This is a genomic window from Paenibacillus sp. FSL H7-0331 (assembly GCF_001956045.1).
Map to the genome: position 1 here is coordinate 417,965 of NZ_MRTH01000003.1, position 26,879 is coordinate 444,843.

The 26,879-nt window shown below is 45.4% G+C and carries 26 protein-coding genes; 19 read left to right on the plus strand and 7 right to left on the minus strand.

From position 1 onward, the window contains the following. Positions 1-21 precede the first annotated feature (21 nt). The 11 genes from BK127_RS06725 to BK127_RS06775 all read left to right on the plus strand — a co-directional run bounded on the left by BK127_RS06725 (position 22) and on the right by BK127_RS06775 (position 13,313). Complete coding sequence (locus BK127_RS06725) at positions 22-1,317, plus strand: DNA polymerase IV (protein WP_076229213.1); 1,296 nt, start codon at positions 22-24, stop codon at positions 1,315-1,317. A 5-nt stretch (positions 1,318-1,322) separates the two neighbouring features. Next, positions 1,323-1,817 (plus strand): molybdopterin-guanine dinucleotide biosynthesis protein B, encoded by a 495-nt coding sequence (gene mobB / locus BK127_RS06730; RefSeq protein WP_076229214.1) that lies wholly within the window; start codon positions 1,323-1,325, stop codon positions 1,815-1,817. Between the two features lie 84 nt (positions 1,818-1,901). Further along, entirely contained in the window at positions 1,902-2,135 is a 234-nt protein-coding gene (locus BK127_RS06735; protein WP_076229215.1) for a ferredoxin, read from the plus strand. 181 nt (positions 2,136-2,316) lie between these two features. Next, entirely contained in the window at positions 2,317-4,149 is a 1,833-nt protein-coding gene (locus tag BK127_RS06740) for a CHASE2 domain-containing protein (RefSeq protein ID WP_076229216.1), read from the plus strand. A gap of 149 nt (positions 4,150-4,298) precedes the next feature. After that, positions 4,299-6,437 (plus strand): FecR family protein, encoded by a 2,139-nt coding sequence (locus BK127_RS06745; RefSeq protein ID WP_179097400.1) that lies wholly within the window; start codon positions 4,299-4,301, stop codon positions 6,435-6,437. Positions 6,438-6,462: 25 nt separating this feature from the next. Beyond that, positions 6,463-8,082 carry a stalk domain-containing protein gene (locus BK127_RS06750; protein ID WP_076229218.1) on the plus strand — a complete coding sequence of 540 codons (1,620 nt, stop codon included), beginning with the start codon at positions 6,463-6,465 and terminating at the stop codon, positions 8,080-8,082. A 109-nt stretch (positions 8,083-8,191) separates the two neighbouring features. Beyond that, positions 8,192-8,923, plus strand: coding sequence for an HD-GYP domain-containing protein (locus BK127_RS06755; RefSeq protein ID WP_076229219.1), 732 nt, complete (start codon positions 8,192-8,194; stop codon positions 8,921-8,923). 218 nt (positions 8,924-9,141) lie between these two features. Then, a complete protein-coding gene (locus BK127_RS06760; protein WP_256711197.1) occupies positions 9,142-10,605 on the plus strand; it encodes a L,D-transpeptidase in 1,464 nt (487 codons plus the stop codon). A 327-nt stretch (positions 10,606-10,932) separates the two neighbouring features. Further along, on the plus strand, positions 10,933-12,036 hold the full coding sequence (locus tag BK127_RS06765) for a quinone-dependent dihydroorotate dehydrogenase (protein WP_076229220.1): 1,104 nt from the start codon (positions 10,933-10,935) through the stop codon (positions 12,034-12,036). A 15-nt stretch (positions 12,037-12,051) separates the two neighbouring features. Further along, complete coding sequence (gene yjbM, locus BK127_RS06770) at positions 12,052-12,846, plus strand: GTP diphosphokinase (RefSeq protein WP_076229221.1); 795 nt, start codon at positions 12,052-12,054, stop codon at positions 12,844-12,846. A 29-nt stretch (positions 12,847-12,875) separates the two neighbouring features. Next, positions 12,876-13,313 carry a DUF309 domain-containing protein gene (locus BK127_RS06775; protein WP_256711198.1) on the plus strand — a complete coding sequence of 146 codons (438 nt, stop codon included), beginning with the start codon at positions 12,876-12,878 and terminating at the stop codon, positions 13,311-13,313. 68 nt (positions 13,314-13,381) lie between these two features. Here the strand turns inward: BK127_RS06775 and BK127_RS06780 are convergent, their stop codons facing one another. After that, on the minus strand, positions 13,382-13,891 hold the full coding sequence (locus tag BK127_RS06780) for a thioredoxin family protein (protein WP_076229223.1): 510 nt from the start codon (positions 13,889-13,891) through the stop codon (positions 13,382-13,384). 219 nt (positions 13,892-14,110) lie between these two features. Between BK127_RS06780 and BK127_RS06785 the strand changes: the two genes are divergently transcribed. Next, entirely contained in the window at positions 14,111-15,652 is a 1,542-nt protein-coding gene (locus BK127_RS06785) for an RsmF rRNA methyltransferase first C-terminal domain-containing protein (RefSeq protein ID WP_256711199.1), read from the plus strand. Beyond that, positions 15,653-16,396 carry a pseudouridine synthase gene (locus tag BK127_RS06790; RefSeq protein WP_256711200.1) on the plus strand — a complete coding sequence of 248 codons (744 nt, stop codon included), beginning with the start codon at positions 15,653-15,655 and terminating at the stop codon, positions 16,394-16,396. A 58-nt stretch (positions 16,397-16,454) separates the two neighbouring features. Here the strand turns inward: BK127_RS06790 and BK127_RS42385 are convergent, their stop codons facing one another. After that, positions 16,455-16,547 (minus strand): sporulation protein YjcZ, encoded by a 93-nt coding sequence (locus BK127_RS42385; protein ID WP_083689114.1) that lies wholly within the window; start codon positions 16,545-16,547, stop codon positions 16,455-16,457. Positions 16,548-16,735: 188 nt separating this feature from the next. Between BK127_RS42385 and BK127_RS06795 the strand changes: the two genes are divergently transcribed. Further along, a complete protein-coding gene (locus BK127_RS06795; protein ID WP_076229225.1) occupies positions 16,736-17,503 on the plus strand; it encodes a hypothetical protein in 768 nt (255 codons plus the stop codon). A 126-nt stretch (positions 17,504-17,629) separates the two neighbouring features. Here BK127_RS06795 and BK127_RS06800 read toward each other — a convergent pair whose 3' ends face one another. Further along, positions 17,630-18,028 (minus strand): helix-turn-helix domain-containing protein, encoded by a 399-nt coding sequence (locus BK127_RS06800; protein ID WP_076229226.1) that lies wholly within the window; start codon positions 18,026-18,028, stop codon positions 17,630-17,632. A gap of 177 nt (positions 18,029-18,205) precedes the next feature. On the opposite strand from BK127_RS06800, the gene BK127_RS06805 reads away from it, so the two are divergent. Further along, on the plus strand, positions 18,206-18,418 hold the full coding sequence (locus BK127_RS06805; RefSeq protein WP_076229227.1) for a helix-turn-helix domain-containing protein: 213 nt from the start codon (positions 18,206-18,208) through the stop codon (positions 18,416-18,418). Positions 18,419-18,558: 140 nt separating this feature from the next. Further along, positions 18,559-19,041 carry a hypothetical protein gene (locus BK127_RS43590; RefSeq protein ID WP_076229228.1) on the plus strand — a complete coding sequence of 161 codons (483 nt, stop codon included), beginning with the start codon at positions 18,559-18,561 and terminating at the stop codon, positions 19,039-19,041. A gap of 60 nt (positions 19,042-19,101) precedes the next feature. Here the strand turns inward: BK127_RS43590 and BK127_RS06815 are convergent, their stop codons facing one another. Then, positions 19,102-20,247: a GGDEF domain-containing protein gene (locus BK127_RS06815; protein WP_144026391.1), complete on the minus strand. Its 1,146-nt coding sequence runs from the start codon at positions 20,245-20,247 to the stop codon at positions 19,102-19,104. Positions 20,248-20,431: 184 nt separating this feature from the next. Here BK127_RS06815 and BK127_RS06820 point away from each other — a divergent pair, with 184 nt between their 5' ends. Next, positions 20,432-21,562, plus strand: a complete 1,131-nt coding sequence (locus tag BK127_RS06820; RefSeq protein ID WP_076229230.1) for a glycosyltransferase family 4 protein — start codon at positions 20,432-20,434, stop codon at positions 21,560-21,562. Between the two features lie 107 nt (positions 21,563-21,669). On the opposite strand, the gene BK127_RS06825 is transcribed toward BK127_RS06820, so the two are convergent. Further along, positions 21,670-22,620, minus strand: a complete 951-nt coding sequence (locus BK127_RS06825) for a DMT family transporter (protein WP_076229231.1) — start codon at positions 22,618-22,620, stop codon at positions 21,670-21,672. A gap of 743 nt (positions 22,621-23,363) precedes the next feature. Continuing rightward, positions 23,364-24,410: a YkvI family membrane protein gene (locus tag BK127_RS06840; protein WP_076229234.1), complete on the minus strand. Its 1,047-nt coding sequence runs from the start codon at positions 24,408-24,410 to the stop codon at positions 23,364-23,366. 77 nt (positions 24,411-24,487) lie between these two features. Here BK127_RS06840 and BK127_RS06845 point away from each other — a divergent pair, with 77 nt between their 5' ends. Beyond that, complete coding sequence (locus tag BK127_RS06845) at positions 24,488-25,204, plus strand: DedA family protein (RefSeq protein WP_305954284.1); 717 nt, start codon at positions 24,488-24,490, stop codon at positions 25,202-25,204. A 52-nt stretch (positions 25,205-25,256) separates the two neighbouring features. On the opposite strand, the gene BK127_RS06850 is transcribed toward BK127_RS06845, so the two are convergent. After that, positions 25,257-25,958, minus strand: coding sequence for a DUF4309 domain-containing protein (locus tag BK127_RS06850; RefSeq protein WP_256711201.1), 702 nt, complete (start codon positions 25,956-25,958; stop codon positions 25,257-25,259). Between the two features lie 284 nt (positions 25,959-26,242). On the opposite strand from BK127_RS06850, the gene BK127_RS06855 reads away from it, so the two are divergent. Then, positions 26,243-26,815: a xanthine phosphoribosyltransferase gene (locus tag BK127_RS06855; RefSeq protein WP_076229235.1), complete on the plus strand. Its 573-nt coding sequence runs from the start codon at positions 26,243-26,245 to the stop codon at positions 26,813-26,815. The last annotated feature ends 64 nt before the right edge of the window (positions 26,816-26,879 follow it).

Below are 26,879 nucleotides of genomic sequence, written 5' to 3' on the forward strand. Positions count from 1 at the left end.
GTTGAACCGTTCGTACAGAATATGAATAAGGCAAATCATGAAGCTTACCCGATCAACGGGAGAGTTATTTTGCATATCGATATGAATGCTTTCTACTGCTCGGTACACGAGGCTGTAGACCCTGAGCTTTATCGTAATAAGCCTACAGCAGTAGCCGGGAGTGTAGAGCTTCGGAAAGGTATTGTCGTAACCTGCTCCTATGCTGCTCGGGCCAAAGGTGTCAAGACTGGTATGCAGGTGGGGCAAGCGCTTAAGCAATGTCCTGACCTGATACTTATTCGTCCTGACTTTGATTTGTACCGTGAATTTTCGAGACGGTTTATGAAAATGGCCTATGACTATTCTCCTCTGATTGAGGCGATGTCCATTGATGAGTGCTATATCGATATTACCGGCTCCAAGCAATTTGGGACACCGATTGAAATTGCAGAGCAGCTCCAGTCCCGGATTCGTAGGGAATTATTACTCCCTTGTTCAATTGGAATAGCGCCCAACAAACTGCTGGCCAAAATGGCCTCGGATATGAAAAAGCCCAATGGAATTACAATTCTGCGTAAAAGGGATGTTTCCAAAATATTGTGGGACAAGCCCTGCAATCAGCTTTACGGGATTGGAAGTAAAACTGCGGACAAGCTGAGGCAGTTGAATATTCAGACTTTAGGCCAGCTCGCCAAGGCTGATGATCACTTGCTTTCTGAGCACTTTGGTATTATGGGAGCCATATTGAAGAACGCTGCCAATGGAGAGGATGCTTCAGAGGTTCACTCAGAGCGAGAGCAGAGCAAATCCATTGGACATACAACGACATTGCCAACTAATTTTACAGACCGAACGGCAATTTTTAGAGTATTTCTTAATTTGGCGGATCAGGTGGGACGTCGATTGCGCAGGCAGCAGCTGTTGTCTCAAACGATTTCAATCACGATTCGTGATCCGGATATGCGAACGATAACAAGGGCTGCCACGCTGTCAACCCCTACCGAAATTCGTGAAGATATTTACAGGACAGCGTGTAAGCTGTTCGATGAGCATTGGCAACAAGGAAAGCCGGTTCGCTTACTGGGTATTACCCTACAAAACTTGCTGGACAAAAAAGAAGCTGCTGTTCAATTGGATTTGTTCGACTACCAGAAGCAGCCGATGAAGGATAAGCTGGTCCAAACCCTGGACGCCCTGCGCGACAAGTTCGGAGAAAATGCAGTTTTAACTGCGGGAATGCTGGGTGACGATCCATCTGCTTTAATTCGTAATCACAAGCTGAGAGGGACTTCCTTGCAGATGGACCACTTAAAGCAGCGGCATTTCGAGGAGGAATAATAGGTATGGCGGCAGTGATTGGTTTCGCAGGTTTTTCCAACAGCGGCAAAACAAGGCTGATTTCAGGACTCGTCAGCTACTATACTCACTTGAACATTCGATGTGCAGTAGTGAAGCATGATGCTCATGGACATTATACAGAAGCGTCTGGAGCTGATTCCGCTCAATTTATAGAGGCTGGCGCAGCTGCAACGGCTATTATTTCCCCTGATTCTTATGTTATGATTCAAAGAGAGCCCATCACGCTGGAGGCCATGCTGACAAGGCTGCAAGCAGAAGGATTTGACCTGATCCTAATAGAAGGGTTCAAAAAGGGGAATCATGATCAAGTCGCATTGTTTCGCGATAAGGAGCAGGCAGATATTCTCACTGAATTGAATCATGTGCCTATTGCTGTTGTAGCTCCTGAGGTTCTTAAAGCATATAGTATTGAAGGAGTGCCTTTTTTTGATCCTGATGATTTGGCTTCCATAGCAGGTTGGATTCAAGGTCGTATGTGAGCTTAATTTACTTTTTTAATTGAACTTTTGCTTGTTTTATATTATATTCTAGGATGAGCTTACAATTTAGGAGGGAAACTAGCAATGGCAAAATATACGTGGGTAGAAAAAGACACCTGTATCGCCTGTGGCGCTTGTGGTGCTACAGCACCAGACATTTATGATTACGATGATGAAGGATTGGCGGAAGTCATTTTCGACAATGATGGCAACAAAGGTGTAACCGAAATTCCGGATGATTTGTATGATGATTTGCAGGATGCTCAAGATGGCTGCCCTACAGATTCAATCAAAGTTGCAGATACACCATTCAACTAAGTAGAACGTGTTCAAGAGAGATTTTTGAACATCTCACATTAGTTTTTACCAAAGCCTTTTTCTACAGGGAGCTAAGCCCTGGGAGAAAGGTCTTTTTTTTTGTGAAGTTATGCGAAATTTATGTGTTTAGGGAAAAAAGTATGGTAATATTAGAGCGAATCTTTGGGTAGGGGGGCTAAAAATGAAAAAAGGTGTCAGCAAATCTGCCGTCATAATTATAGGTAATGCACTTGTTGTATTTATTTGTCTAGTTTTTCTCGTATTCGGACTGTGGAAGGTACTGTCTGACCAAGTTTTCGACATCAATATGAAACAATCGATGTCCGGGGCTCCACATGAAGATATTCTGGTAATCGGGATCGACACCACCTCTATTAAAGAAGTCGGCCCATATCCGTGGGATCGTAAAGTGTATGCTCAGTTGATCAGTCGGCTTGAAGCGGCTGGTGCCAAAGCGATCGGCTTTGATATTGAGCTCTATACCGAGAGCAACTTCCCGGAAAGCGATATTCTGCTTGCAGATGAGCTGACCAAGCACAAAAATATTATTTTTCCTTCCCACGCCGATTTGGAGGGTGACTTTGACCGATCAAGCAAGGTTAAGGAAGGCGAGCTGATTATGGCCCGCAAAACAGATCAACCGATTCCGATGATTCAAAAATCAGTTAACAAGGCACACATCAATGCGGCCTTTGACACGGACGGAGTTATTCGCACTAACTGGATGCAAATCAATACACCTGATGGCATTTTTCCGACGCTCGGTCTGGCATTGGCACAGGTGGCTGGAGTTGATGTAACGAAGTATTTGAACCTCCCCGTGCTTCAAAATCGCCCCAAGTCAGAAATGCTGATCAAATGGGAAGGGAAGGAGTTTGATTTTGAGACCATTCCATTCGCCAAGGTACTGAAGGGGGAAATTCCTCCACAGGTGTTCAAGGATCGTATTATTCTGGTTGGGTATACGGCACCTGGTTCCGATGAAGGGATCACGCCTATTGAACGTCACATGCATCTGGTTTATGCGCATGCGAACATCCTGAATCAAGTTTTGAATCAAAAGGTCATAGTTCCTGTCAGTGGTGCGATTACGTTGGCGATGTCCGCTCTGATGATCTTGCTGTTCGGTTTCCTCACATGGAGACTTAAACCGATTACAAGCATCGTATTGGTATTTGGTGTATCCTTGGGTCTTTTGGCACTGCAATACATAACTTTCACATACAACGATCAATATCTGGACACTATTGGAGCTGTTTTAAGCGGATTAATTTCCTACATTGGCAATATCGCGATGAAAACCTATTTTGAGACGAAGCAAAAAAATTACATCACCAAGCAATTTGGACGCTATATTTCGCCTGATCTGGTTAAAGAAATTGCTAAAAGTGACTCGGAAATTCAGCTTGGCGGTATCAAAAGGGAATTGTCCTTGTTGTTTCTGGATGTCAGCGGGTTTACACCGCTATCAGAGAAGCTGAAGCCGGAAGAGGTCGTCGACTTTCTGAATATGATGTTTAACCTGATTACCGAGGTTACCCTGCAGAACCGGGGGACTATTGACAAGTTTATCGGTGATGCTGCAATGATCCTATACAATGCACCGTTGGATGTGCCCGATCATGCTTACTACGCAGTCAAAACCGGCTTTGAAATTCAGGAGGGGATGGAGCAGATCCGCAGAGATGTTGAAGCCAAATATGGTGTTACCTTGAGCATTCGGATCGGGATCAATACCGGTGATGTTGTTGTTGGCAATATCGGTTCTTATCTTCGTGTGGACTACACGGCCATCGGAGACAATGTAAATACAGCCGCGAGAATTGAATCCAATGCGCGTCCAAACAAGGTTTGGGTTTCTGAATCTACCTACGATTTAACGAAGGATTATTTCGAATATGAATTCGCTGGGGAGAAGCTGATGAAGGGGAAAAGTACTCCACTCAAACTGTTTGAAGTAGTCCGTATAACAGGGACTCCTGTAGAGGGGAAAAAGCAGGACAAGGTCTCATAATGTGTCAAATTTTGCATTGCCATTTGAAGTCTCTCAAATTACAATTGGTAGAGAGAGTCAGATTATTCAAACATAGTCAGATAGAAGATGAGAGGAGATTCATTGTGGGATATTGGAACAGGATAAGGATGGGTAGCAGCAAATCATTTTTGTCTTTATTTGTAGCATTTAGTATGATATTTTCCCTGCTGTCTGTCGTATTATCTGAGCCCATCCAGGCCAAGAGCACACGGACCGCTATAATTGTTAATGTTAAAGGTAATGTAACCGTTAAAAAATCAGGAGGCTCCAAGTCTTACACGGCCTATGGTGACATGACTTTGAATCAAGGGGATGTTATTTCTACGGGAGCAAGCTCTTCAGCTGTTGTAAGAATAGCTGACCATGATGATGAAATTACTATTGGAGATAATGCCGAGGTGAGTGTTACTGACTTGGCTAACGAGGGCAGCGGCAAGCAGTCCAAGGTATCCTCTTGGGCGGGTTCCATGTGGGTAAAGGTTAAATCATTGGTTGGTGCAGAGGATGAGTTCGAAGTTGAGACACCTACGGCAACGATGGGGGTCAAAGGTACGCAATTTTACACAGGTGTTAATCCGGTAACGGGTGAGACTTTTGTCGTGGTTGGAGCGGGTGCCGTTCTGACGACAACAACTACGTACCAACAACCGGATACCAGCAATCCGCAGAATACCAATACGACATTGCTATTGCCTACACAGCAAATCAACTTAACAGGTCGTGACGAAATTACAGATGTGGCTACGAAGACGGAGATTATTGATATTTTTCAATTGGTAGAAAGATCCTCTCCTGAATTATTGGAAGCTATCATCAAGAACAAAGCGGAAATCGATAAAGAAAACGCGGAGTTTATTGAAAAGAAAAAAGCTGAAATTGCTGAAAAAAATAAAGCGGACACAGGCAATTCGGCATTGACGATCAACGACATTGAGACTTTGAACAAGATTAGCAAAAACTTGGATAACATTATTGGCAACATTGTCAAGACAGCGTTAGATCAAAAGAAAATCGATCCAGATAAAATGAATCAAATCGTGGCTGATGCTAATGCCAAGATTATTGATATTGACAAAAAGATCGATTTGAATAAAGTTGAACCTCTTGACCGCACTGCAGGCTTGGATCCGGAAAAAGAAAAACAAAAACAGGCCGAGTTAGAAAAGTTGAAAGCAGAAAAAGAGCGTAAGCTTGCTGAACAGAAAAGGCTTGAACAGGAGAAGCTTGATAAATATAAAGCGATTCTGGACGCGCTAGCCAAAGAGAAGCAACGTTTGCAAGAAGCTAACAAAAAAGCAGAAGAAGAGGCTGCAAAGCTCGCGGAAGCAGAATACCTCAAGCAGTTGTCTGCTGCTGAGAGGGCAGCGTACGAACAGAACAAATCAAACAATACGTCTACCACACCTCCACAAACAGGAAGCGGAACAAGTGGAAATACAGGAGGGGGCACAGGCGGAAGTACCGGAGGAAGCACGGGTGGAAGTACTAACAATAACAACAGCAACTCGGTTCCGCAGGTCCCTGCACTGATCAGTCCTACGCAAGCGATAACGAGTGCGAATGGCAATATCGAGCTGAAATTGAGGGCTGCCACGACATCAACGATTCAAATCATGAATGGTACTACCCTACTTGCAAGTGCACCTGGACAAGGGGAAACGGATGTCGTTTTCAATATTTCTTTAGCAAAAGGGATATACAACTTAACGGCTCAAACTGAGCGTGCAGGTAAAGTTAGTATGGCAGTACCGATTCCACAAATTACAGTTGGCAGCAGTCCTGCTAGTCCTGCTAATATCACGATTTCTCAGGCAGGTGGACCGAGCGGCAATATCATCAATCTTAACCTGAACTTAAATGACTTTGTGGATGCCAGCCAATTTTATGCGGTGGAAGCACATCTGGTTTATAACAATTCCTTGAGCTATACGGGTACATCGGCTATAGCTGACGTTCAAGGCACCGTTTTCGATGGTTCGAATATGGCAGAAACGTTAACACAGCATGCAGGTTCCACACAAAACGAACTCATTTATGCAGCTTCACAATTCGAAACAACTGCAACGACCGGAACCATCAATAATCTTTCTGTAAGTGGGCAGAAGCTGCTAGTAACGATTCCGTTGACCGTAAACAGCACTGCTTCCAATACGGCTGTGGTAGATCTGGTTTATGTGAAAATTGTTAATAAAACAGGAGCTACGGTGTATGAATTGGGATCAAGCTTGCCGAACGCACCCAAATCTATAAGTGTTACTACAAGGTAAGGAATGATCCGGGAAGGGGAAAACTATGAAAAAAGTTAGCAAAATCGTTGCCACGGCCTTTATATCATCCTTATTGATGGGCACATCGACTGTATGGGGCGCTTCATTCTCGGTGGATAGCTTAAAAGGAAGCAACGATCAAATATTAACCGATGTTACATCCTTGGCCGGTATCGGTGATTTCGGAAATGAGAATGGAGCCTCGGCTTCAACCTCGTTTCGAAACCCGTCCGGCGTGATTACTTTGTCGGATGGTTCGATCCTTATCTCTGATACTCGTAATCATGTCATTCGGAAGCTGAAAGACGGACAGGTTACTACATTTGCCGGACTGAATCTTCTCAAAGACGCAAAGGGCTTTCCGGTCGGCGGACGTTATGATGGAAAGACAGATGCTTCCTTTTTTCAAGAACCGATGGGACTTTCCTTGGACAGCAAAGGAAACCTCCTTATAGCAGATGCAGGAAATCATGCGATACGGAAAATAGACAGCGAAGGTAACGTGACTACAATTGCTGGTAACGGTGAGGTTGGAATGAAGGACGGAACGGGTAGCACTGCTACCTTCAATCGTCCGTCAGATGTCGTAGCTGCTGCAGATGGAACCCTGTATGTAGCGGATACGCTTAATCATCTGATTCGGAGTATCAGCCCAAGCGGCGAGGTCAAGTCATTGAATGCTTTATCAGGACGTTTAATTGAAGTGACACCTGGTCAGGTCGTTCAAGCAGGCGATTATTTGGATGGATCCCTGCAAATGGCAAAGTTCAACGAGCCAACAGGACTGGCCCTAGACAGCAAGGGGAACTTGTATGTAAGTGACACAGGGAACCAAAGAATTCGTTATATTGACCTCAAACAGAACACGGTAACAACGGTTGCAGGCAGCAGTACGATTGATGATAAAGGCACTGTGTATTCGAAAACGGCTCTTTACGCGCCTGGTGATTATGCGGATGGTCCGGCCAATAAAGCTCTATTCAATTCTCCAAGAGGACTTGCTGTTACTGCAGATGGCGGCTTGGTCATTGCAGATTCGTTGAATCACTCCATCCGTTATTTGGATAAAGGCCAAGTCACAACACTAGCTGGGGCTGCCAGTTTACGCGGTGGCGAAACTGACGGTGTTGAACGCAGTGCTGCATTCAAAAACCCTGTTGATGTTGCGATCACATCCGATGGCAATATCATCATCGCAGATGCCTACAACAATAAAATACGTAAAATAAGCGCCTACCAGCTCCCAGCTAATTTGCCCAAGGATGCTAACGTAAAAGTAGTGTATGGACCTCAGTGGATTCAGTTCGATGTACAACCGGAAATTGACAACGGAAGAACGATGGTACCGGTTCGTGCCATAACGGAAGCACTTGGTTATACTGTTACCTTTAACGATGCGAACCGAAGTGTACAATTGGCCAAAGATGGTGTTACCATCGAATTGTACATTGATAAGACAGGCGTTAAACGTATCGTGCAGGGTAAGGATTCGGCTGTAAAGGAAACGGATGTCGCACCTTACATCAAAGAAGATCACACATATGTTCCAGTTCGTTTTTTTGCAGAGGAAATTGGTTTGGATGTTCAGTGGAATGATGCAGCCCGAACAGCGATTTTAAGAACTAAATCAACGATTACCCGTTAAAAGCTTCATTCCAAAGACCTATTGTGTGCAGAGAAGATGCATTCTTCACTTCACATAGTAGGTCTTTTCGATTATGATGAGAAAAAGCGATTCAGTTGGAGGCATAACCGTGTCCGATATTCAGCAGCTCAAAGACAAACTGGAACAGTTGGAACAACGTAATCGAGATCTTACCCTGTTGCTGGAGTCGGCATTAGAATTAAAAAGCGGTTTGACATCGATGGACCACCCTTTTCCGATAAGTGTGATACATTCATTGGTTTTTGCCTTGGATTCCAGAGATCCCTACACGTCGGGACATTCATCGCGTGTAGCCCTTTATTCTTTGTGGATAGCAAGGGAGCTTGGTATATCTGAAGAAGAATGCAAACATTTTTATCGTTCTGCCTTGATGCATGATATTGGCAAGATTGGCGTGCCAGATCGGGTGTTATTGAAAGCAGAAAGCCTGAATGACGAAGAGTTTCAAAGTATGATTTCTCATACCCTGATAGGTGCACGTATTCTGTCGAAGGTAGAGCCTGTGGAACGGATGATTCAAGCGACGGAGGTTGCGAAGTACCATCATGAAAAAATGGATGGAAGCGGCTATCCGGAAGGACTCAAGGGTGAAAGTATTCCCTTTTATGCGCGTATTGTCGCAGTTGCCGATGCTTTTGATGCAATGACTACCGATCGTCCTTATTCCAAAGGAATCAGCTGCCAGGAAGGTGTGGAAGAAATTGTGCGCTGCAAGGGCTCGCATTTTGACCCTGTGGCCGTTGAGGCTTTTAAAAATGTGATGCAAACGCGGAATTACTTAAAGGGTGGGGAAATCGATCCCCCTTATATATTTGAATAACAACCGCAAGCACCTCACTTCAACTATGGAGCGGAGGTGTTTTTTTCAAAATATAAGAATTTATATGATTCACTCTATAAAATGCATATATTTCTGGGTAAACGCACTCGTCCATGAAGGACGGCGTAGCCGTTTATCCTCGACTCTTTACAAAATGAAGGATGGTGCCGATATTACAGTGAGAAGGTTGCAGTAAGTAGGTTGAAAGAAGGGATACCGTGAAACCAAAGGATCATGAGGAACAGCTGAGGCAATTTTTCAATAACAATACCTTGGATGATCAAATGCTGCTGAAAAAATACGTGCGTGAGCATCCTACTAATAAAATGGCCTGGTACCTGCTGGGAAGGGAATATGATGGACAGGGCAAACGCGGAAAAGCCTTGTACTGTTATGGACAAGCTGGTGAGATTTATGAGGCCTTTGAAAACCAAACGATTACAGTATCTCTTGAATCCCAGGAGGCACTGGAGCAATTGGATCGGCGGGGCAAACGGAGACGATGGCTGAGTCGTGCGCGGCTGGCAGTTTTGCTGGCCATGATAGTATTCGGGATCGCGTACCTTCCTGCATTTGCCCCTGCACCTGAGCCCGAGACGCAGACTGCTCTTCCGGCATTACCAAAGGATGTAAGCCTGGAACAGGTGCAGCAAACCAAGGTGTATTACATAGCGGGTGCGAAAACGAAGGAGCGGGTAGGGGCGGCTTTACAGGAGATGCTGATTAAGGAACGGATAAACAGCTACGCTATACTGGCATCGGGTAAACTGACAGAAGACGGCAAATGGATATCCTGGCTGCAGCCTCCCGACATTCTGCTTTCCGTCGAAGGCAAGCAGGATGCTGCCCAGCAGCAAATCCAATATCACGACGCAGAAAGCTGTCAATGCGTGCCGACAGAGGATTCGAAGCCCAAATCTATCTATCAGTCCTGGATGGGGCAGCGTGAGCAGGAAGTCGTACTTCGTTCAGCTATAGATGCATACCGTCGTATGAATGGAAAGCTTCCTGAGAATCTGCAGGCTTTGAACCAGCCGCATCCGCAAAATATACTTCCCGGGGTTACTCCCTTCATGGAGCAGCTATATGAGCAGGATAAAGCCCAATTAACGGACACGGTTACTCCTCAGGGGAGCCCATCAGCATCAGGAACGCCAACAACGGTACCGCCAAGTCAAGGTTCTGGCTCTTCCGGGAATGGTCAAGAGGCGTCAGCGTCTGGACTTCAGAAGCCTCTTAAAGATCCACTGCGGATTATTGTGGATAAGACTAACCATCGACTGGCTTTGGTTAGTGGAACGATTATCGTCAGGAGTTATCCCGTTGGTTTGGGTGCAGATCGTACCCCTGAGGGAACTTTTGAAATAGCAGAGAAAGTAAGAAATCCGAATGGAAAATCGAACGGTGATTTTGGCAGCAGAGGCATGGGGCTTTCCAACCCTTTATACGCTATTCACGGAACGAATAAACCTAACAGCATAGGCAAGGATGAGTCATTGGGCTGCGTACGTATGTTGAAGGAAGATATCGAGGAATTGTTCGATATGGCACCGATCGGGACACCGGTTACGATTGGCAAGGGCTTGCTGCCTTCAGAGATAAAGCGTGGGGAGCCCGTCTTTACACTTCCCCTGACCAGCAATGAAACCAATCCGGGGAAAGTGTACAAATGGCTTGATTAGCTTGATGTAGATAAAAATAAAACGCTTTCCTAACGCAATAGAAGTAATAGAGCCATGGCAATGATCAGGGCAGCAAAAACGGAGCATACTATTATGATTCGTTTTTTGTTGACGGTATCCTGAGGTTTACGTTGTCGTAAATAAGTTGGTTTTTTTCGTTGCATAGGAGTCGCCCTGCCTTTTTGATGGATTTATGAATATTTTATCATACTGTAGCAGCGAACAAACAAGATTTTGTATAGCCTCTGCTCTTTATTTTTCTTGCATAAAACGATAAACTGTTCAAAGAGAATAAGTTATCGTTTGTTTAAGGGAGAGACAATAGGAATGTTATACAGAAATATGTTAAAACCGCTGCTTTTTCGAATGGATGCGGAGAAGGCACATCATCTTACTATAGATGGGCTTCATACGGCTTCGACGATTCCAGGAGTTAATAGCTTGCTTGAAGGATTGTATGGGGTCAAGCAAACGGCAGCATTGGAATCAACGTTATGGGGAATTCATTTTGCCAATCCGATAGGACTGGCCGCAGGGCTCGACAAGAATGCGAAAGCAGTCGCCGGGTTTTCTAATCTTGGTTTTGGATTTATGGAAGTTGGCACCGTTACACCCAAACCTCAGGCTGGGAATGAGCTGCCGCGGTTGTTCAGACTTCCTGAGGACACCGCATTAATTAACCGCATGGGGTTTAATAATGTAGGAATTGATGTGATGGCCAAGCATTTGGAGCAGACTGCCAAACGTACGATCCCGGTTGCAGTGAATATCGGCAAAAATAAGCTGACACCAAACGAACACGCAGAAGACGACTATCGTGCTTGTATTACCAGATTGTATACGTACGGAGATTTTTTTGTAGTGAATATCAGTTCGCCCAATACACCGGATTTGCGCAGCCTTCAGCATGGTGACGATTTATCTCGATTGCTGGCTGCCGTTCAAGACGAGATGAAGCTCCAGCATCAAAAGCATGGAGGAGCCGCGAAGCCGGTTTTGGTCAAAATAGCACCGGATCTTGGGACTGATGAAATTACTTATATGGTGCAAACGATTGTAGCAAGCGGGGTATCCGGGATCATTGCCTCGAACACGACGATTTCCAGAGAAGGTCTGACCCATCGTCATAAGGGAGAAGCTGGTGGACTCAGCGGTAAGCCGTTAACCGAACGTTCCACACAGCTTATTCATACTTTATATGAGCTTACGGAAGGCAAAATGCCGATTATTGGCTCTGGTGGTGTATTTACAGCCCAACATGCGTATGACAAAATATGTGCGGGAGCCAGTCTGGTAGAAATCTATACGGCTTTGATTTATGAGGGCCCCTCACTGGTAAGGCGATTGAATGAGGGTTTGCAACAATTGCTGCATAGGGACGGATTTGCTAACATTACGGAAGCGGTCGGTTCAGCACATCGGCATCGGTAAAATGGAGGGGTATGGATGGATGGACGTGATTGGAAAAAGTTTCTCATGCCTTATGACCAGGCTGTTGAAGAATTAAAGGTCAAATTCAAAACGTTACGCGGTGAATTAAAAAGCCGTGATGAATATTCACCAATCGAATTTGTGACCGGCAGAGTCAAGAAAATATCAAGCATCCTAGACAAGGCCAAGCGATTGAATGTTCCTATGGAGCAGCTGGAAACTGGGATTGAAGACATTGCCGGCATTCGCATCATGTGCCAGTTTGTGGAGGATATCGAGCGGCTGGCTAATTTGATTCGCGTCCGGCAGGATATGACGTTATTGTATGAAAAGGATTATGTACTGAACAAGAAACCAAGCGGCTATCGCAGCTACCATATGATATTGGAATATCCCGTACAAACGGCGCTTGGGATGAAAAGGGTGCTGGCTGAGGTTCAGATCCGTACATTGGCTATGAATTTCTGGGCCACTATCGAGCATTCTCTGAACTATAAATACCGGGAGAGTTTGCCACCGGAGGTTATCAAACGACTCAGTAAAGCTGCCGAGGCAGCCTATTTGCTGGATCAGGAGATGAGCAGCATCCGTGATGAGATTATGGAAGCGCAGCAGCTGTTCGAGGATAATTCGAATATTGTATCGCGAATACTCAACGGGATACAGGAGCTGTATTTTTACCATCGGGTTCGTGAAGCCGTACAATTTCAATTTCGGTTTAACGAGCATTGGGAGACTGAGGATATCAGATATTTGAGGGAGCTGTCCATGGAGATTGATGATGCTATCACTCGTGCCAAAAAAGGATAGCAGCTTCATAAGAAATGGAGGTGCTTCCATTGACTGCGAGGCCGGAATATGACCGATTGTACGTGAAATTCATCTATTATTTTAATGTGGAACGCGATTATTTTGAGTGTCATGAGGTGATGGAAGAGCTCTGGCTTGAGGAAGGAAGGGCTCCTTTATATCAAGGACTGCTTCAGGTAGCCGTTGGTTTGTATCATCATCGGAATGGAAATGTGAGTGGAGCGATCAAGCTATTCACAGCGGCACTGGAGAAGCTGGCAGGTCGCCAAGCGGAGGTAATGGGGATCGACCTGGCTCTGTTGGTCGCGGATAGTCAGCGTTACTTGCAGCAGCTGGAACGAATGGCTGAACAGCCGTTCACATTCTATGACTTGAACATTAGGGTCATCGATCCGAATTTGGACGAAGCGGTAGGGGTTCTTATAGCCAATCCGCCAATACCTGGTGTTGAGGAAGAAGAGCATTGATGCTGTCCATAGCGTACTGTCCAGACCTAATTATAAAAAAATAGAGCAGGAGCTTTCGCTCATCTGCTCTATTTGGCTTTGTACTTTTGCAAAAATTGTTTGAAGGAGTCCGAATTGTAACCCTGCTGACCGGCTTCAGCGATACCGCCAACCATCCGTTCCACTTCTTTACCTGCTTTATAATAGATCAGAGTAGGTGTAGATTGAATATTGTATTTGCTCCAGCCATCTTTGAATTCTTCAAGATTAAACTGTTTGACATCGATTCCTAATTCCTTGCTCAGCGGGGCCAGAACAGGAGTTGTTCTTTTGCAGTGCGGGCAGGTAGAGGCAAAGTAATATACAAAAAAGTCTTCTTTGGCGTTCATCTTTTTATCTAGCTCTGCCGGCAAAATGATATTCTGATAATTGGGATCATCAAGCTGCTTGACGGTTTCAGGATTCATTTTGTCGGGTGCCATGCCGTATACATTGTTGGCGAATTTGCTATTCTTGGCTTTGTCCGATTGTTGGTTCACGACATATAACCCTGCGAAAAGTACAACAATGATGGATAAGTAAATCGCAATCTTTTTCATTCAGGTATAATCCTCTCTACTTGTGAATTCTATCATTATATGATAAATCATTTGGCTATCCAAGGATTTCGATAAAAGGATCGTGATTTCCTGCTGCTGTTTCCTTCAAAAATGAATGAATTATGACATGTTGCAGCATCCAGCTATAAGAAATATAATAGGTACAGTTCACGAGCTCGGCTGCATTCATCTATGATACTAAGGAAAGTTGGACACCTATTGACAGAAAGTGATGGAATACAAGGCAGGTATTTACCTGCGGAATTTGTGGCTAGAATGAGCTCGCTGTTGGGAGAGCAGTACCCGGCGTTCATTGCTTCCTATGACAAACCCAGAGTGTATGGACTCAGGATTAATACCTTGAAGTGTACTACGGAGCTGTTCTTAAAGCTGACTTCATTACAGCTAAGATCGATTTCGTGGGCATCCAGTGGTTTTTATTATGAAGAGGACAGCAGACCGGGCAAGCATCCCCACTACCACACTGGTTTATATTATATTCAGGAACCCAGTGCAATGGCGCCAGTAGAGCTTCTGGACGTTCAGCCTGGTGAACGGGTACTTGATTTATGCGCAGCGCCTGGAGGGAAGTCTACACAAATCGCAACTAAGCTTGCGGGTCAAGGTATGCTGGTGACGAACGATATTCATTCGGATCGTGTGAAGGCACTGGTCAAAAATATTGAGCTGTCCGGAGTACGGAACGCCGTCGTATTGAACGAGCAGCCAGAAAAGCTTAAGCATAGCTTTGCGCATTTTTTTGATAAAATATTAATTGATGCACCCTGCTCTGGTGAGGGGATGTTCCGTAAGGAAGCGGATATGGCCAAAGCCTGGGAGCCTGATTGGGTAGAACGTTACGCCGTTATGCAGAGAGAGCTGTTGGACCAAGCGGCTTCTATGCTGCGATCGGGAGGTCGTATGGTCTATTCTACCTGTACGTTTTCATTGGAGGAAAATGAGGCGATGATCGCTGAATTTCTGGATAAGCACCCCGAATTCATGGTAGTGCCTGTGGCGGCTGTGGATGGATTATCTCAGGGATATGACACAGAACTATCCGGACAGCTTAATAGCTTCTCAGATCGTGCGAGAGAGGCTGTAAAAGGGACGGTAAGACTGTGGCCTCATCAGCTGGAAGGCGAAGGGCATTTTGTGGCTGTACTGCTGCATAATGGAATTGCCAGCGCCACTGCTCAACCAGAAGCGAATCTCCAGTCCGCGGCGGCTCGTCCGACCATGAAACCGAACAAGTCTGCCAGGTCGTTAAAGGGAAAGCATTCTCCAAGCTTACAGTCAGCTGGCAAGCAGCAGCCTGAGGTTGATTTGCAGCTGTTGTATCGTTTCATGACTGAACATGCTCCGGAAGTAGGGATTTCACAAGTAACGCTGCATGGCGAGCATGTTTATGCATCACCGATCGGATTACCAGATCTAAGTGGCATTCGCATCATTCGTCCTGGATGGTACATCGGTACCTTAAAAAAACAGCGATTTGAACCCTCCCATGCGATGGCTATGGGACTCAGTAAAGAGGATGCCGTTCGTACGATTGAACTGGAAGCCACATCTGCTGCCGCAGCCCGATATTTGAGGGGAGAGACGCTGGAGGTGGCCGAATCTGCCATTCAGAGGCGTAATCATGACATTGCATTCAAAGGTTATTGCCTCGTTCTTATCGATGGTTTTCCTGTAGGCTGGGGCAAATGGCAGGATGGTATATTGAAGAATGAATATCCCCCAGGTTGGAGGTGGACATAGTTGAAGCAAACAATGCGTCTGGAAAAGCTGTTGGCTCATGCTGGCCATGGCACACGAAGTGAAATCAAACGAATGGTCAAGAATGGTCTTATTCAAGTCAATGACCGTCCGATCAAGGATGGAGGGATGCAGGTTCATCCGGAGCAGGATCGGATCACTGTGGACGGACAAATCGTACGTTACCGTGAGTTTATGTATCTGATGCTGAACAAGCCGCAAGGCGTCATATCAGCGACAGAGGATAGCCGCGAGCGAACCGTACTGGATCTGCTGGATGAATCGTATGCCCATTATGAGTTATTTCCTGTTGGGCGCCTGGACAAGGATACAGAGGGCTTGCTGCTGCTGACCAATGATGGTAAGCTTGCGCATAATTTACTTTCACCCCGCAAGCATGTGGCCAAAATGTATTTTGCCGAGGTGGATGGTTTGGTAACGGTGAAGGACCAGGAGATTTTCCAAAGCGGAGTGACTCTGGATGATGGATACCTCACCATGCCGGCCCAGTTGAATATTTTGGAAGCCGGTGATCCTGATAAAGGTGCCGTTGCCAAAATCGAGCTGACGATTCAGGAAGGTAAATTTCATCAAGTGAAACGGATGTTTGAAGCTGTTGGCAAACGGGTAGTGTTTCTCAAAAGAATTTCCATGGGAACGCTGCTGCTGGATGAGTACTTGGCGCCCGGCGCTTATCGCGAATTGACGGAGATCGAGCTTGCCCAATTACAGCTTGCCCACGTATAAAGGCAAAAAGACCGAATGACTGTGATTGCACAGCATATCGGTCTTTTTTTGAGCGGGCTTACAGCCAACCAGCGCTGAGAATGATGACTAACAAGATGTATAATACAAGAATAGCACCAGTACTCGTGTGCAAACCTCCGATTGCAGACATGCTGATTCCTCCCATACTCCATATTGACCAGTCAACAATTGGGTACATTATAAATATGACAAAGATCATGCTTGGCATGGACATTTATCCTGATGATTCATATTTTGGGCGGGATGGGACACGCTAATCATTGATGGTTTCTGACATCTGGCAACCACACATATCAAGTCCATTGGAGGCGAGCTTGGATGACCGATGTTTGGCTTAGAACCGATTTGAAGACAGCGAGTGGAGAAGTAAACGACATTATGTGGAAACATCAATGTATCGGAATTATGACGCTCGTTTATCGTGAGGCAGACCGGATTACCGGGGCCGTCCAATTGGAGCAAGCGGTATATCCCGAACATGCCAGACAGCAGGTAATTACCTTTGTACAAGCGCACCTGGAGTCCTTAACCTATGCATTAGGTGCCCGAACTTGTGAGGTAACTGTATCTTACAGCGAGCTTGATCCACTCTTTTTTGCAAGCATGGAGAAATCAGACTGGGTCGACGTTGAAGAAGATTATGACTACGACTATGATTGGATGGAATACGAACGCTTTGAGGATGAAAATGCCGAAGAACAAAATGAATATGTGATGGGCTTAGAAGGTTCAATTCATGACGAAGAAGCTGCTGTTGAACGATATTCGGCACCTTCGGCTTCGGCAGCGTTAGTCGATGAGGAAGAACGAGATTATACGGTGGTTCGTACCAAAGGCAATGGCGACACGTATATCTTCGAAATTTACCAGCAGTCACACGGGGGTTTGCCAATCGGGAGAGCTACGATTGATGCCAGCTATCGTCAGCTGCAAGGATTTATCGATTTTCGTGAGCCGGGAGATTCCGTGGATCGCGAGTCGATTGCGAAGCTGATGATGCAGGAAATGGACAAGGAAAAAGATTTTGAATCCTTCAATCTCATTATGCTGTATCAAAATCAACCATTTGAAGAAATCAATTATTAAGCAGATTGGGTTCACTAGTTTGCAAAATTACAACCAGCCCGAGGGTTCCGGATTAAGGACTGTAAGAGCCTTAATCTGCGCCTTCGGGCTGGTTTGCTTAATTGATAATCAAAGGGGAACGACTGCTTAGACTTCAGTTTTCTCATCTTTCTTTTTGTCTTTCCAAAACAAGACGGTCAACATCCGTTCTATCCATTCCTTATCCTGCTCGGTGAGTTCAACACCATCAAAGCTCAATTCATTATCACGTAAAAATCGTCTCAGGTTCACACGAGGTTTTACATAATCCTTGCTGCGCTCACTATCTTGGGGCTGCTCCAGATAACCGGCGATCTCCATCAAATTGGAGTAGGGGGTATTCAAACCCTCTGATAGCTTCATCAATACATCCGGAGAAGGCACTCCACGATTGCCATTTTCCATTTGGGAAATGTATGCTGAAGACACGCCGGAGCGATCCGCCAATTCGCGAATAGTAAAACCTTTCAATTTGCGCATATCGCGCAGCTGCTCATAAAAATTCATAAGGGACACCTGCATTTTCATAAGTAAACAATGGTTAACATTGATATAATATCAGTAAACTTCTGTAATTTCAACGCTCACACAAATGTATTCAAAAGTAAATAAAATATTTCCAAAAGTAAAATATAATGATAAAATGGGGAATAGAAGGAAAAGAGGGGGAGTGACTACTTACAGATGAAAAGAATTCGTACCAATACCAATGCTTTTGTGAGAGCCCGAGTATTCAAAGGCTTGTCCCAACGAGAGCTGGCCAAGCAGTCGGGTCTGAGTCCTTCTTATATTAGCCTTTTGGAGCGTTCTGTGAAGTCAGTTGGTCCCGGTACGGCCAAGAAGCTCAGTGAGCTGCTGGAGCAGCCACTCGATGCATTGTTTGTCATTGAACAGTAAATCAATGAGCTGGCATAGTGAAGCGGCTGGTGGAATTCGCATCTCTAATCATATTGCGTTATAATAGGTACGAGGTTTGAAAAATATAACCTCTGGGAATCATATTCCTGACAACTTAGAAGAAAGGGAGGAGATATTCTTTGCGCCAACTTATTATACTAGTCGCTGCTTTGACCATCATCCTTTCCGGATGCACGAAAGACACGACACCAGCAGCAAAACCAGGAGAGGTTACGACACCTACTACACCAGTGCCCGCACCGACACCGGCTCCTACAACGACGACACCAGCACCAAGCACAGCAACGCCACCTGCGGCAGGTACAACGACACCTCCTGCTACAACTCCACCAGCTGGAACTACGCCAGCTGCACCTGAGGTTCCGAGACCAGATGGGGCAAAGGAGCAGCCCACTGCTACATTGAGTCAATTAGAAAAAGTCGAATTTGGAATGACATATGATGAGGCAGCTAAAGTCATGGGTCAAATGGGGAAATTGATTAGCGAATCGCAGGACGATGGCGGCGTTAACAAAATACAAACCTATGAGTACAAGACTAAAGAAGGAACTTCTATTAAAGTAACGTTCCGTAACGGCAAGGTATCCAGTACATCCGGATAATTGTAAATAAACAAAAGGGCGAAGGTGCATGACCATGCATCCTCGCCCTTTTGTTTGTTGTCATGCGTAAGCAATGACTTTGTTTTTACCGGTCGTTTTGGCTTTATACATCGCCTCATCCGCTTGCTTGATGAGCTCGTCAGCACCGATGCCCTTACTGTAACAGCTAAAGCCTACACTCACGGTTACGATCGTCTCAGCTTCCACCCGCGCCCGAATTTTTTCAGCTATTTCAGACGTTTCATCTTTGTCGCCAATAACCATCACCACAATTTCTTCACCGCCATAACGGCCGCAAATTCCATCGGGTTCAGCAACCTCCTTGGCGATCTGAGCCACCTGCTTGAGCACCTGATCGCCCATATGGTGCCCCTTGGTATCATTAAGCTTTTTGAAGTTATCGATATCACTGAAAATGACGGATACCTTAATATGCTGCGCCAGATGCTGGTTCACACGATTGTAATAAAATTTGCGATTATAAAGTCCCGTCAATCCATCACGGATCGAAGAATTATAAATCGCCTGCATCATTTCAATAATACGTTCGAAAATAAACAGGAACAGCACAATATGAAAGGCCATGGGAAACAATTGTTCAAGCTTGGTGAGAACCCCCTGGGTCCCGTTAAACAAATACTTGTTCGTCATGTAAATCATATGTGAGCAAAAGTAAAGAGTCAGCATAAGCTGGAACTTGCCATTTTGCCCAATTCGTGGATTAACGAGCATGAAGCTGACAAAAATGATCACGAACATGAATAGTTCCAGACCGAGCGGCTGAAGCTGTTTAATCTGCTCTGGACTGCCCTCAAAGCTGCCAGGAATATACCAGTAAGTAGCTGCAACAAGTGCCATGATACCACAGATGACTCCAATGATGATTCCATCTTTGGCCTTTGTAGGATTGTAAAGCTGAAAAATACCGATATTGACCAATAAAAAAGCCGATGCTTTCAAAATGAGTGCAATGAATACCGCCGTCTCATTCGGGGTCGGATACAATTGAAACTGAATTAGCTGCCCATACTGTGCGATCAGAATAACTAATGACAACATCATGGAAAGATAACCGATCTTTCTGCGATTGACCAGCAACCGAAAGGAAACGAGCAGGGTCAGCAGCAGGATAACGACAATAATCGTGTAAGAAATAATGGTTCCCAAAGTCCCGATCCACAAATCTGATAAATTTAGCGCATTCATTAGTGATATAAGCCTCGCATTCATGGAGAGATATCCTTTATTATAGAAACGTACATTCGTTTTGGTCAACATTCTTCTTTTCGCGAATACGCTTGTAGTGGTCATACATACCTGATACGATATCATTGATGCAGGCATATGTCATAAAATTTAAAATTAAGATGTGATACTACGGAGGGCACTCATGAATATATTACAAGCATTATTTTTTCCGCCAGAGCAGCCGGGTGGCGTATCTTCCATGATTCCTTTCATTCTGGACCGATTTAACAAGCGTGGTTGGGAGATGGAGCTCTTTTCACTTCCGAAACGGGTACGAGGCAAGGGAACTGAGCCGGTAAAATTTGCAACCTTCGATTGGGAAATGTACGCGGGCAATCCGATTGTCGATAAATATATTCAAACCTATAAGGATTATGTATGGTGGACGAAGCTTCGGATTACCAAATCCTATGATGTGATTCATGCTCACCATCCTATTGTAGGACTCGTGATGAAGCAGCTGTATCCGGACACTCCGGTCATTATGACGGTGCATTCCAGTTATGAGAAGGAGCTTATCCTTAATGGTAAAATAGAGCCAAATGGAGTTGAGCATGCATTCCTGACCTCGATCTACTGTGAGCTGGAAGATAGGGTGGATCAACTGCTCACCGTGTCGAATTCCTTCAAGCAATATTTGGGTGAATTTGTACAGGAACCCGAGCGTATAGGTGTCATACCTAACGGATTTGACGAAAAACGGTTTCGTCCGGTTCCTCATGAAAACAAAATCCCCCAGCTGATTACGGTATGCCGTTTAGTTCCGGCCAAAGGCATAGATATATTGCTGCTTGCCTGTGCAGAACTGAAAAAGAGCGGGCAAGCTTTTGTTCTGCATCTCATTGGCGATGGACCGATTCGACCTGAGCTTGAACAGATGGCCATTGAACTGAATATTTACGAGGAAATTATTTTTTATGGCTATATGCTGCATCCCGAGGACTTTATGCCGTTTTTTGACGTGTTCGTCCTGCCCTCCCGTGCGGAGTCCTTCGGTTCGGTTTTTGCCGAGGCTGCGTTGTGCGGGCTTGCCTTAATCGGGACCGATGTTGGCGGTATTCCTGAGCAAATCAATCACGGGCAAAATGGTCTGCTTGTACCTGTCGACGATGTGGCTGCACTAACGAATGCTCTGGAAAAGGTGACAGGTGATCCAACATATCGCTACAATCTAAGCCGTATCGCATGGGATAAAGCCAAAAATACGTATTCCATGTCTCGTGTGGTTCAACAGCTGAAGACGGTTTACAGGAGCTACCGAAAAGAAGAATAGTCGCTTACTATCGACATGACAAATAAACTGCCATCACCAGGATGCAGTTTATTTGTCGTGTCGATAACGTTAGCCCTGGATAAATGAATTCACTGTCCCTTGTACCATTAGCCAGCCAAACGGAGCACGATAATGCCGATCAGAGCAAGAGATAGACCGCATGTCTCCAACGGACTAAAACGTTCCTTAAGTCCAAATCGAGCGTATAACAATACGAGAATGACGTTCATCGCAATTACTGCAGATACAAGTCCGGTTACCCCCAGCTTAAAGGCAGGCATGACCAGCATCATGCCGGATATATTGGTCAGGCCAATGACAAGGCCCCACAATAAGGTCTTGGCTGTGCTCCACAAGACTGGAGTGTTAAGCTCCGCTGCTGCTTGACTGAAATGTGAGACCTCAGCCGGGTCCTTACCTGAAGGATTCGCTTCAACAGCCGCCGCCGTTTCTCTCTGGATAACCGACAGCCTTCGCTTGTTAAGCAGCCATGCAATACCGAACAGGATTGTGCCGGTTACATACATGGCGATCAGGGTGGGCAGAATTTCTGCGCCGAGCAGGGTAGCTTGCTTGGAAAATAAATCGGTTAACCCGAAGCCAAGCATGGCTAGAGCTCCCCAGCCAGCACCTTTGAGATTTCTCCACGATATATCATTGGAATAACGGATTAATAACAGACCCAAAACGATAATAACAAAGGAGAGCGATTGCCAAAGACTCAGCTTTTCCCCCCATACCAGGTAGGCTGCTATCACGACTACAACGGGGGGGAGTCCGGTAAACATGGCCACCAGCGATGCCTTGCCTACAGCAAAGCCGCGGTACATGGAGGCATTGGATATAAAGGAGAACAAGCCCATAAGGACGCCTACCCAAGCTCCTAATGACCCAGGCTGCCCTACGATCAGGTTAGCGGTGAATGCGATGATCGATCCAGACAAATAAACGCCCAGCAGCAGTAAATTACGGTCAATGGGACGCTGCGATGTCCATTGATACAAGATGCCTCTCAAACCGAAGCAGACCGCTGAAGCGGCTGCAAACACAAACCACATGACACAACGCTCCTCGTAAATTGAAAACTTTCTCATAAACTGATTGCTTTTTTGGGTGTAACTAAATACTATAGTATATAGGAATTCGAACGGGGGCGCAATGATGGAGCCGAAGCAGCACAGAGAAAGGGAAATCACCTACCACATTGGCTGGAAACGGGGAGTTATTACTTCGTATACAAGGCATGCGGCTGAGCCATCAGCGGAAATCCCGTGGGTGCACCGCTTTAATAAAGCATTTGTGTGGGGTCACGCCGGCACATACCCTATGGGTATCATGCTGGCGCTATTATGGATATTTCCAATTTTAACTTTTACTTGCACCTTATGGCTTATACATGTATTATCTATGCAGTCACAGTGAATGAAGATAGAGAGGTGTTTAGGAAATGAACCAGACATTGGCCATAATAGCCGGGTTGATTGGGCTATTGGTAACCGGATCTGCGGTGCTGATGGCTTGGCTCACCATGAATCAGCTTCAGGAAAGACGCAAGCAAGAGACGGTGAATGGCAAACTTCTGGATGGCAGCTTTCGGCATTTACTGAGGTGGACTTATTTTGATTACGCTTTAATTGGTGTTTTTACGATTGGAAGCTTGTTTCTTTTAGCTGATGTGCTGGCCGTGATACGTGATGCCCAGAGCTACCCTTTGTACCATTACGGATATCTGGTATGCGGCTTTGTATTCATGCTTTTTGGGATGCTGTTTATGGTGCTGAGGTTATCCCTTGTCCTCTCATTAGTTCGTGTGGAATCCACGCTTTCTGGGCCAGAGAAGCATGAACATCCAGGCAAGGCTGAACAGCCCGAAGAGCGGATACAAGGTGGCGAGGAGCGATTTAAACCCAAACTGACTGATTATATAGGTAAATAATAATAGAGAAAGCACGATCCATACGCGTGGAATTTGGAGATGCTGCTCCATTTGTCTGGATATACCAAACAAATCAGCAATATAGGTAGTGAAGATTTCACCGTAGATGACGCATGCAAAAAGCAGCTGCCATACCCACCCTATACTGGAAATGAGCTGTCCCATCGGTATATCGAATTGAGCAATGCCAGGCATTTGAGCTGATAAGGCGAAGTGTCCAGCCAAGAGCATCAGTCCGATGATCAGTCCTCCCGTTACTCCGCCCCAATATAGCGTATGACGATCCTGAATTTGGCCACCGAGAGGGACGAGCACTCCCTGTGCCATCGATAGATTAAAAGCAGCGTACAGCAGGGGAGAAAGGCCGGTTTGTCCGAGGCTGAAGTCAGAGGTAAGCTCCAGCCAGTTACCAGAGCCGGGTAAGCTCCAAGTGTGCCAAACCACCATTCCGATAAAACAGAGCATGAGCGGTACGACAACAGAGTTCACGGCCATAATGGCTTGCATACCTTTAGTCAAAATCAAATAGGATAAACACAACGTAATGAACAACCCCCACTGATAAGGCAAATGGAACTGTTCTTCAAATACCGAGCCGGCACCCGCAAGCATGACAGAGGAGACGCCCAGCATCGTAAAAAGTGTAAACAGATTGGTCCACCTGCCGATAGAACGCCCGAATAAGAAGGTATTCATATCCTCATAGGAACGGGCTTTAAGGTCATGTGCAAGCAGCATCAGCTTGATCCCGAGAGTAACAAACAATAAAGTAGACAGGCAGATACTTAGGGTAGCAGGCCAACCGTATCTGGTGAAAAACTGCAATATTTCCTGCCCCGTTGCAAATCCGGCACCCACAACTGTACCGGCGTAAGTAAAACCAACTTGTATGATGCGTCCAAGCTTTCTCATGCAATGATGTCCACCCTTCATACAGCTTGTTCTATGCAGAACAGTACAAGGTATGAATGACCGGATGATATCATGACATGAATTTGGGTAATTGGCGCACTTCTGTTAAAATAGATGATGTCCACTTGATTATGAATGCCAATTTATTCGTTATACCATATCTTATGCTGGAGCGTGTCCTGGTGCTGGATGAAATCTTACTACTAATTGAAAGTTATGGGTATATCGCTCTATTTGGTTTACTGGCTGTTGGGATTGTGGGTATACCTATTCCTGATGAAATTCTTATGACGACTGTGGGTTCTTTGACTACGATTGACGGGCCGCTTTCTTTTGGAAAATCACTTTTGGCCAGCTTTGCGGGTACGATGGTTGGAATGATAGTCAGCTACTACTTGGGAAATACTGTTGGCAAGCCCTTTTTATATAAATACGGAAAATGGGTGAAGTTGACGCCTGAAAGGCTGGATCTTGTCGAAAGCTGGTTTAAAAAATACGGTCTGTGGACGGTTGTGTTCGGTTACTATATACCGGGTATACGGCACTTTACTTGCTATTGGGCAGGTGTAAGTGGTGTAAAATTATGGCGTTATCTGTTGTTTGCCGGATGCGGAGCGCTCATATGGTGTATGACATTTTTGACCTTGGGGCATTTTATTGGTGTGAACGCGCCGAGAATTATGGGGGTCGTTCATCATTATTTGGGGATTACCGGTATTATCATTGCCGTAGTAGTCGTTGTGGGGCTAATTATTTATTGGCGTGTCCGGAAAACCAAATCTCTCACCAAGTAACATAAAGAAAAAGCCTAGACCGGAGAAACCCGATTAAGGCTTTTTCTTTGTGTTACTCTTGAAGGGTGAACAACTTGATCGAGTTCACTTTATCAGTTTTGGGATCGATATCAAGCTTGAGAACGGCACCTGTCGATTTGTAGGTTAAAACAAAGCTAGTATTGGTATCGGGCTTACCTAAAGCTTCATAGACCTGGCTTGTCGATTGCCCTAATTTCAGCCCATTCAATCCAGGATTGATTTCGGCGCTACGAATGTCGATGAAGGTTAGTTGATTCTTTTTGTTAAATCCGACTAGAAAGTCCTTGTAATCAAGTACAGTTATCGGATCCGTATCCTCATCCATCACGAATTGCTCAGAGGGTTTGCCATAACGAGTCGTGACGCCTTCCTTCGAGCTATTCAAGGTTAATCCGAGCAGCGTTGGCTTTGCCTGATTGTAGGGGTCACGAATGTCGATCTTAGGCTTAGCAGGTGCAGGTTTGACCTCGCTAACCGATGGCTCCGACTTGACCGCAGGCTCCACGCTTGCCAAGGATACTTTGTCACTGGCGTTGGCCGCTGCAGGAGGCGTAGCAGGTGCTGGTTCGTAAATAGCCGCAGGCGACGATGGAGAAGTAGGTGTAGGCTCTGCAAGTGTTAAGGGCTGAGGTGTCATATCCTGCGTACCGGGTTGATGCTGATTTGCGGACTCGGATGTCGGATAGGTGCAGCCTGATAATAGTAAGATGAGGACGATAGTAGCTGGCGACAAGGTATGTAATTTGGATTTCGTTGTCATCTGCATCCTGCCTTCCATTAAGATGTAAAACCAATCTAATCATACTCTGTACAGGGGACCAGAACAAAGCGTAAATTTGACCAATTCCAGACAATTTGGAAAAAAACTGCTGTTTTGTGGCACTATATACTGTATCTGACGTATTACCCCCTCAGAAAGTTTCGAAACTTACAAAAGTTTATTGATGTGGGACTTGAAACGCGGAATATCATTATGATAAGTTAACGAGTAAGGATTTTTCGGATGGAGGATATGAGATGGAATTATTAAAGCAGCGTATACGAGAGGTTGGCCAAGTTCTTTCCAATGAAGTGATCAAGCTGGATGCCATATTGAATCATGCGGTGGACCCTGTGCTCACAACAGCGATGGGTAAGGAATTTGCCACTATATTTGCCGAAGAGGGTGTAACGAAAATATTGACGATTGAATCGTCAGGGATTCCCATTGCTTTTGCGGCAGCACAGATTTTGAATGTACCTATGGTGTTTGCCCGTCGTAAAAAACCGGTCAGCTCAGACACGACCGAAATTTACAGTGAGCGTGTTCCGTCTTTTACCAAAGGCTTTGTTACCGATATTATGGTAGCTCGCGAGTTTTTATCTGCAGAGGATCGTATCCTGTTGATCGATGATTTTATTGCGAATGGAGACGCGGCGAGAGGGCTGATCCGTATTATTCGCAGATCAGGAGCCCATTTGGTAGGGGTAGGTATTGCTGTTGAGAAAACGTTCCAGGCTGGCGGACGAACAATCAGGGAGTCGGGAATCAGAGTTGAATCGCTGGTAAGCATCTCTTCAATGGAGCATGGAAACATTATTTTTGAATAATTTTCGTGTTGGGATGAATAATTTTCAAAGTTGGAAAGCCTTCCATCTGAACGCATTTTCATTT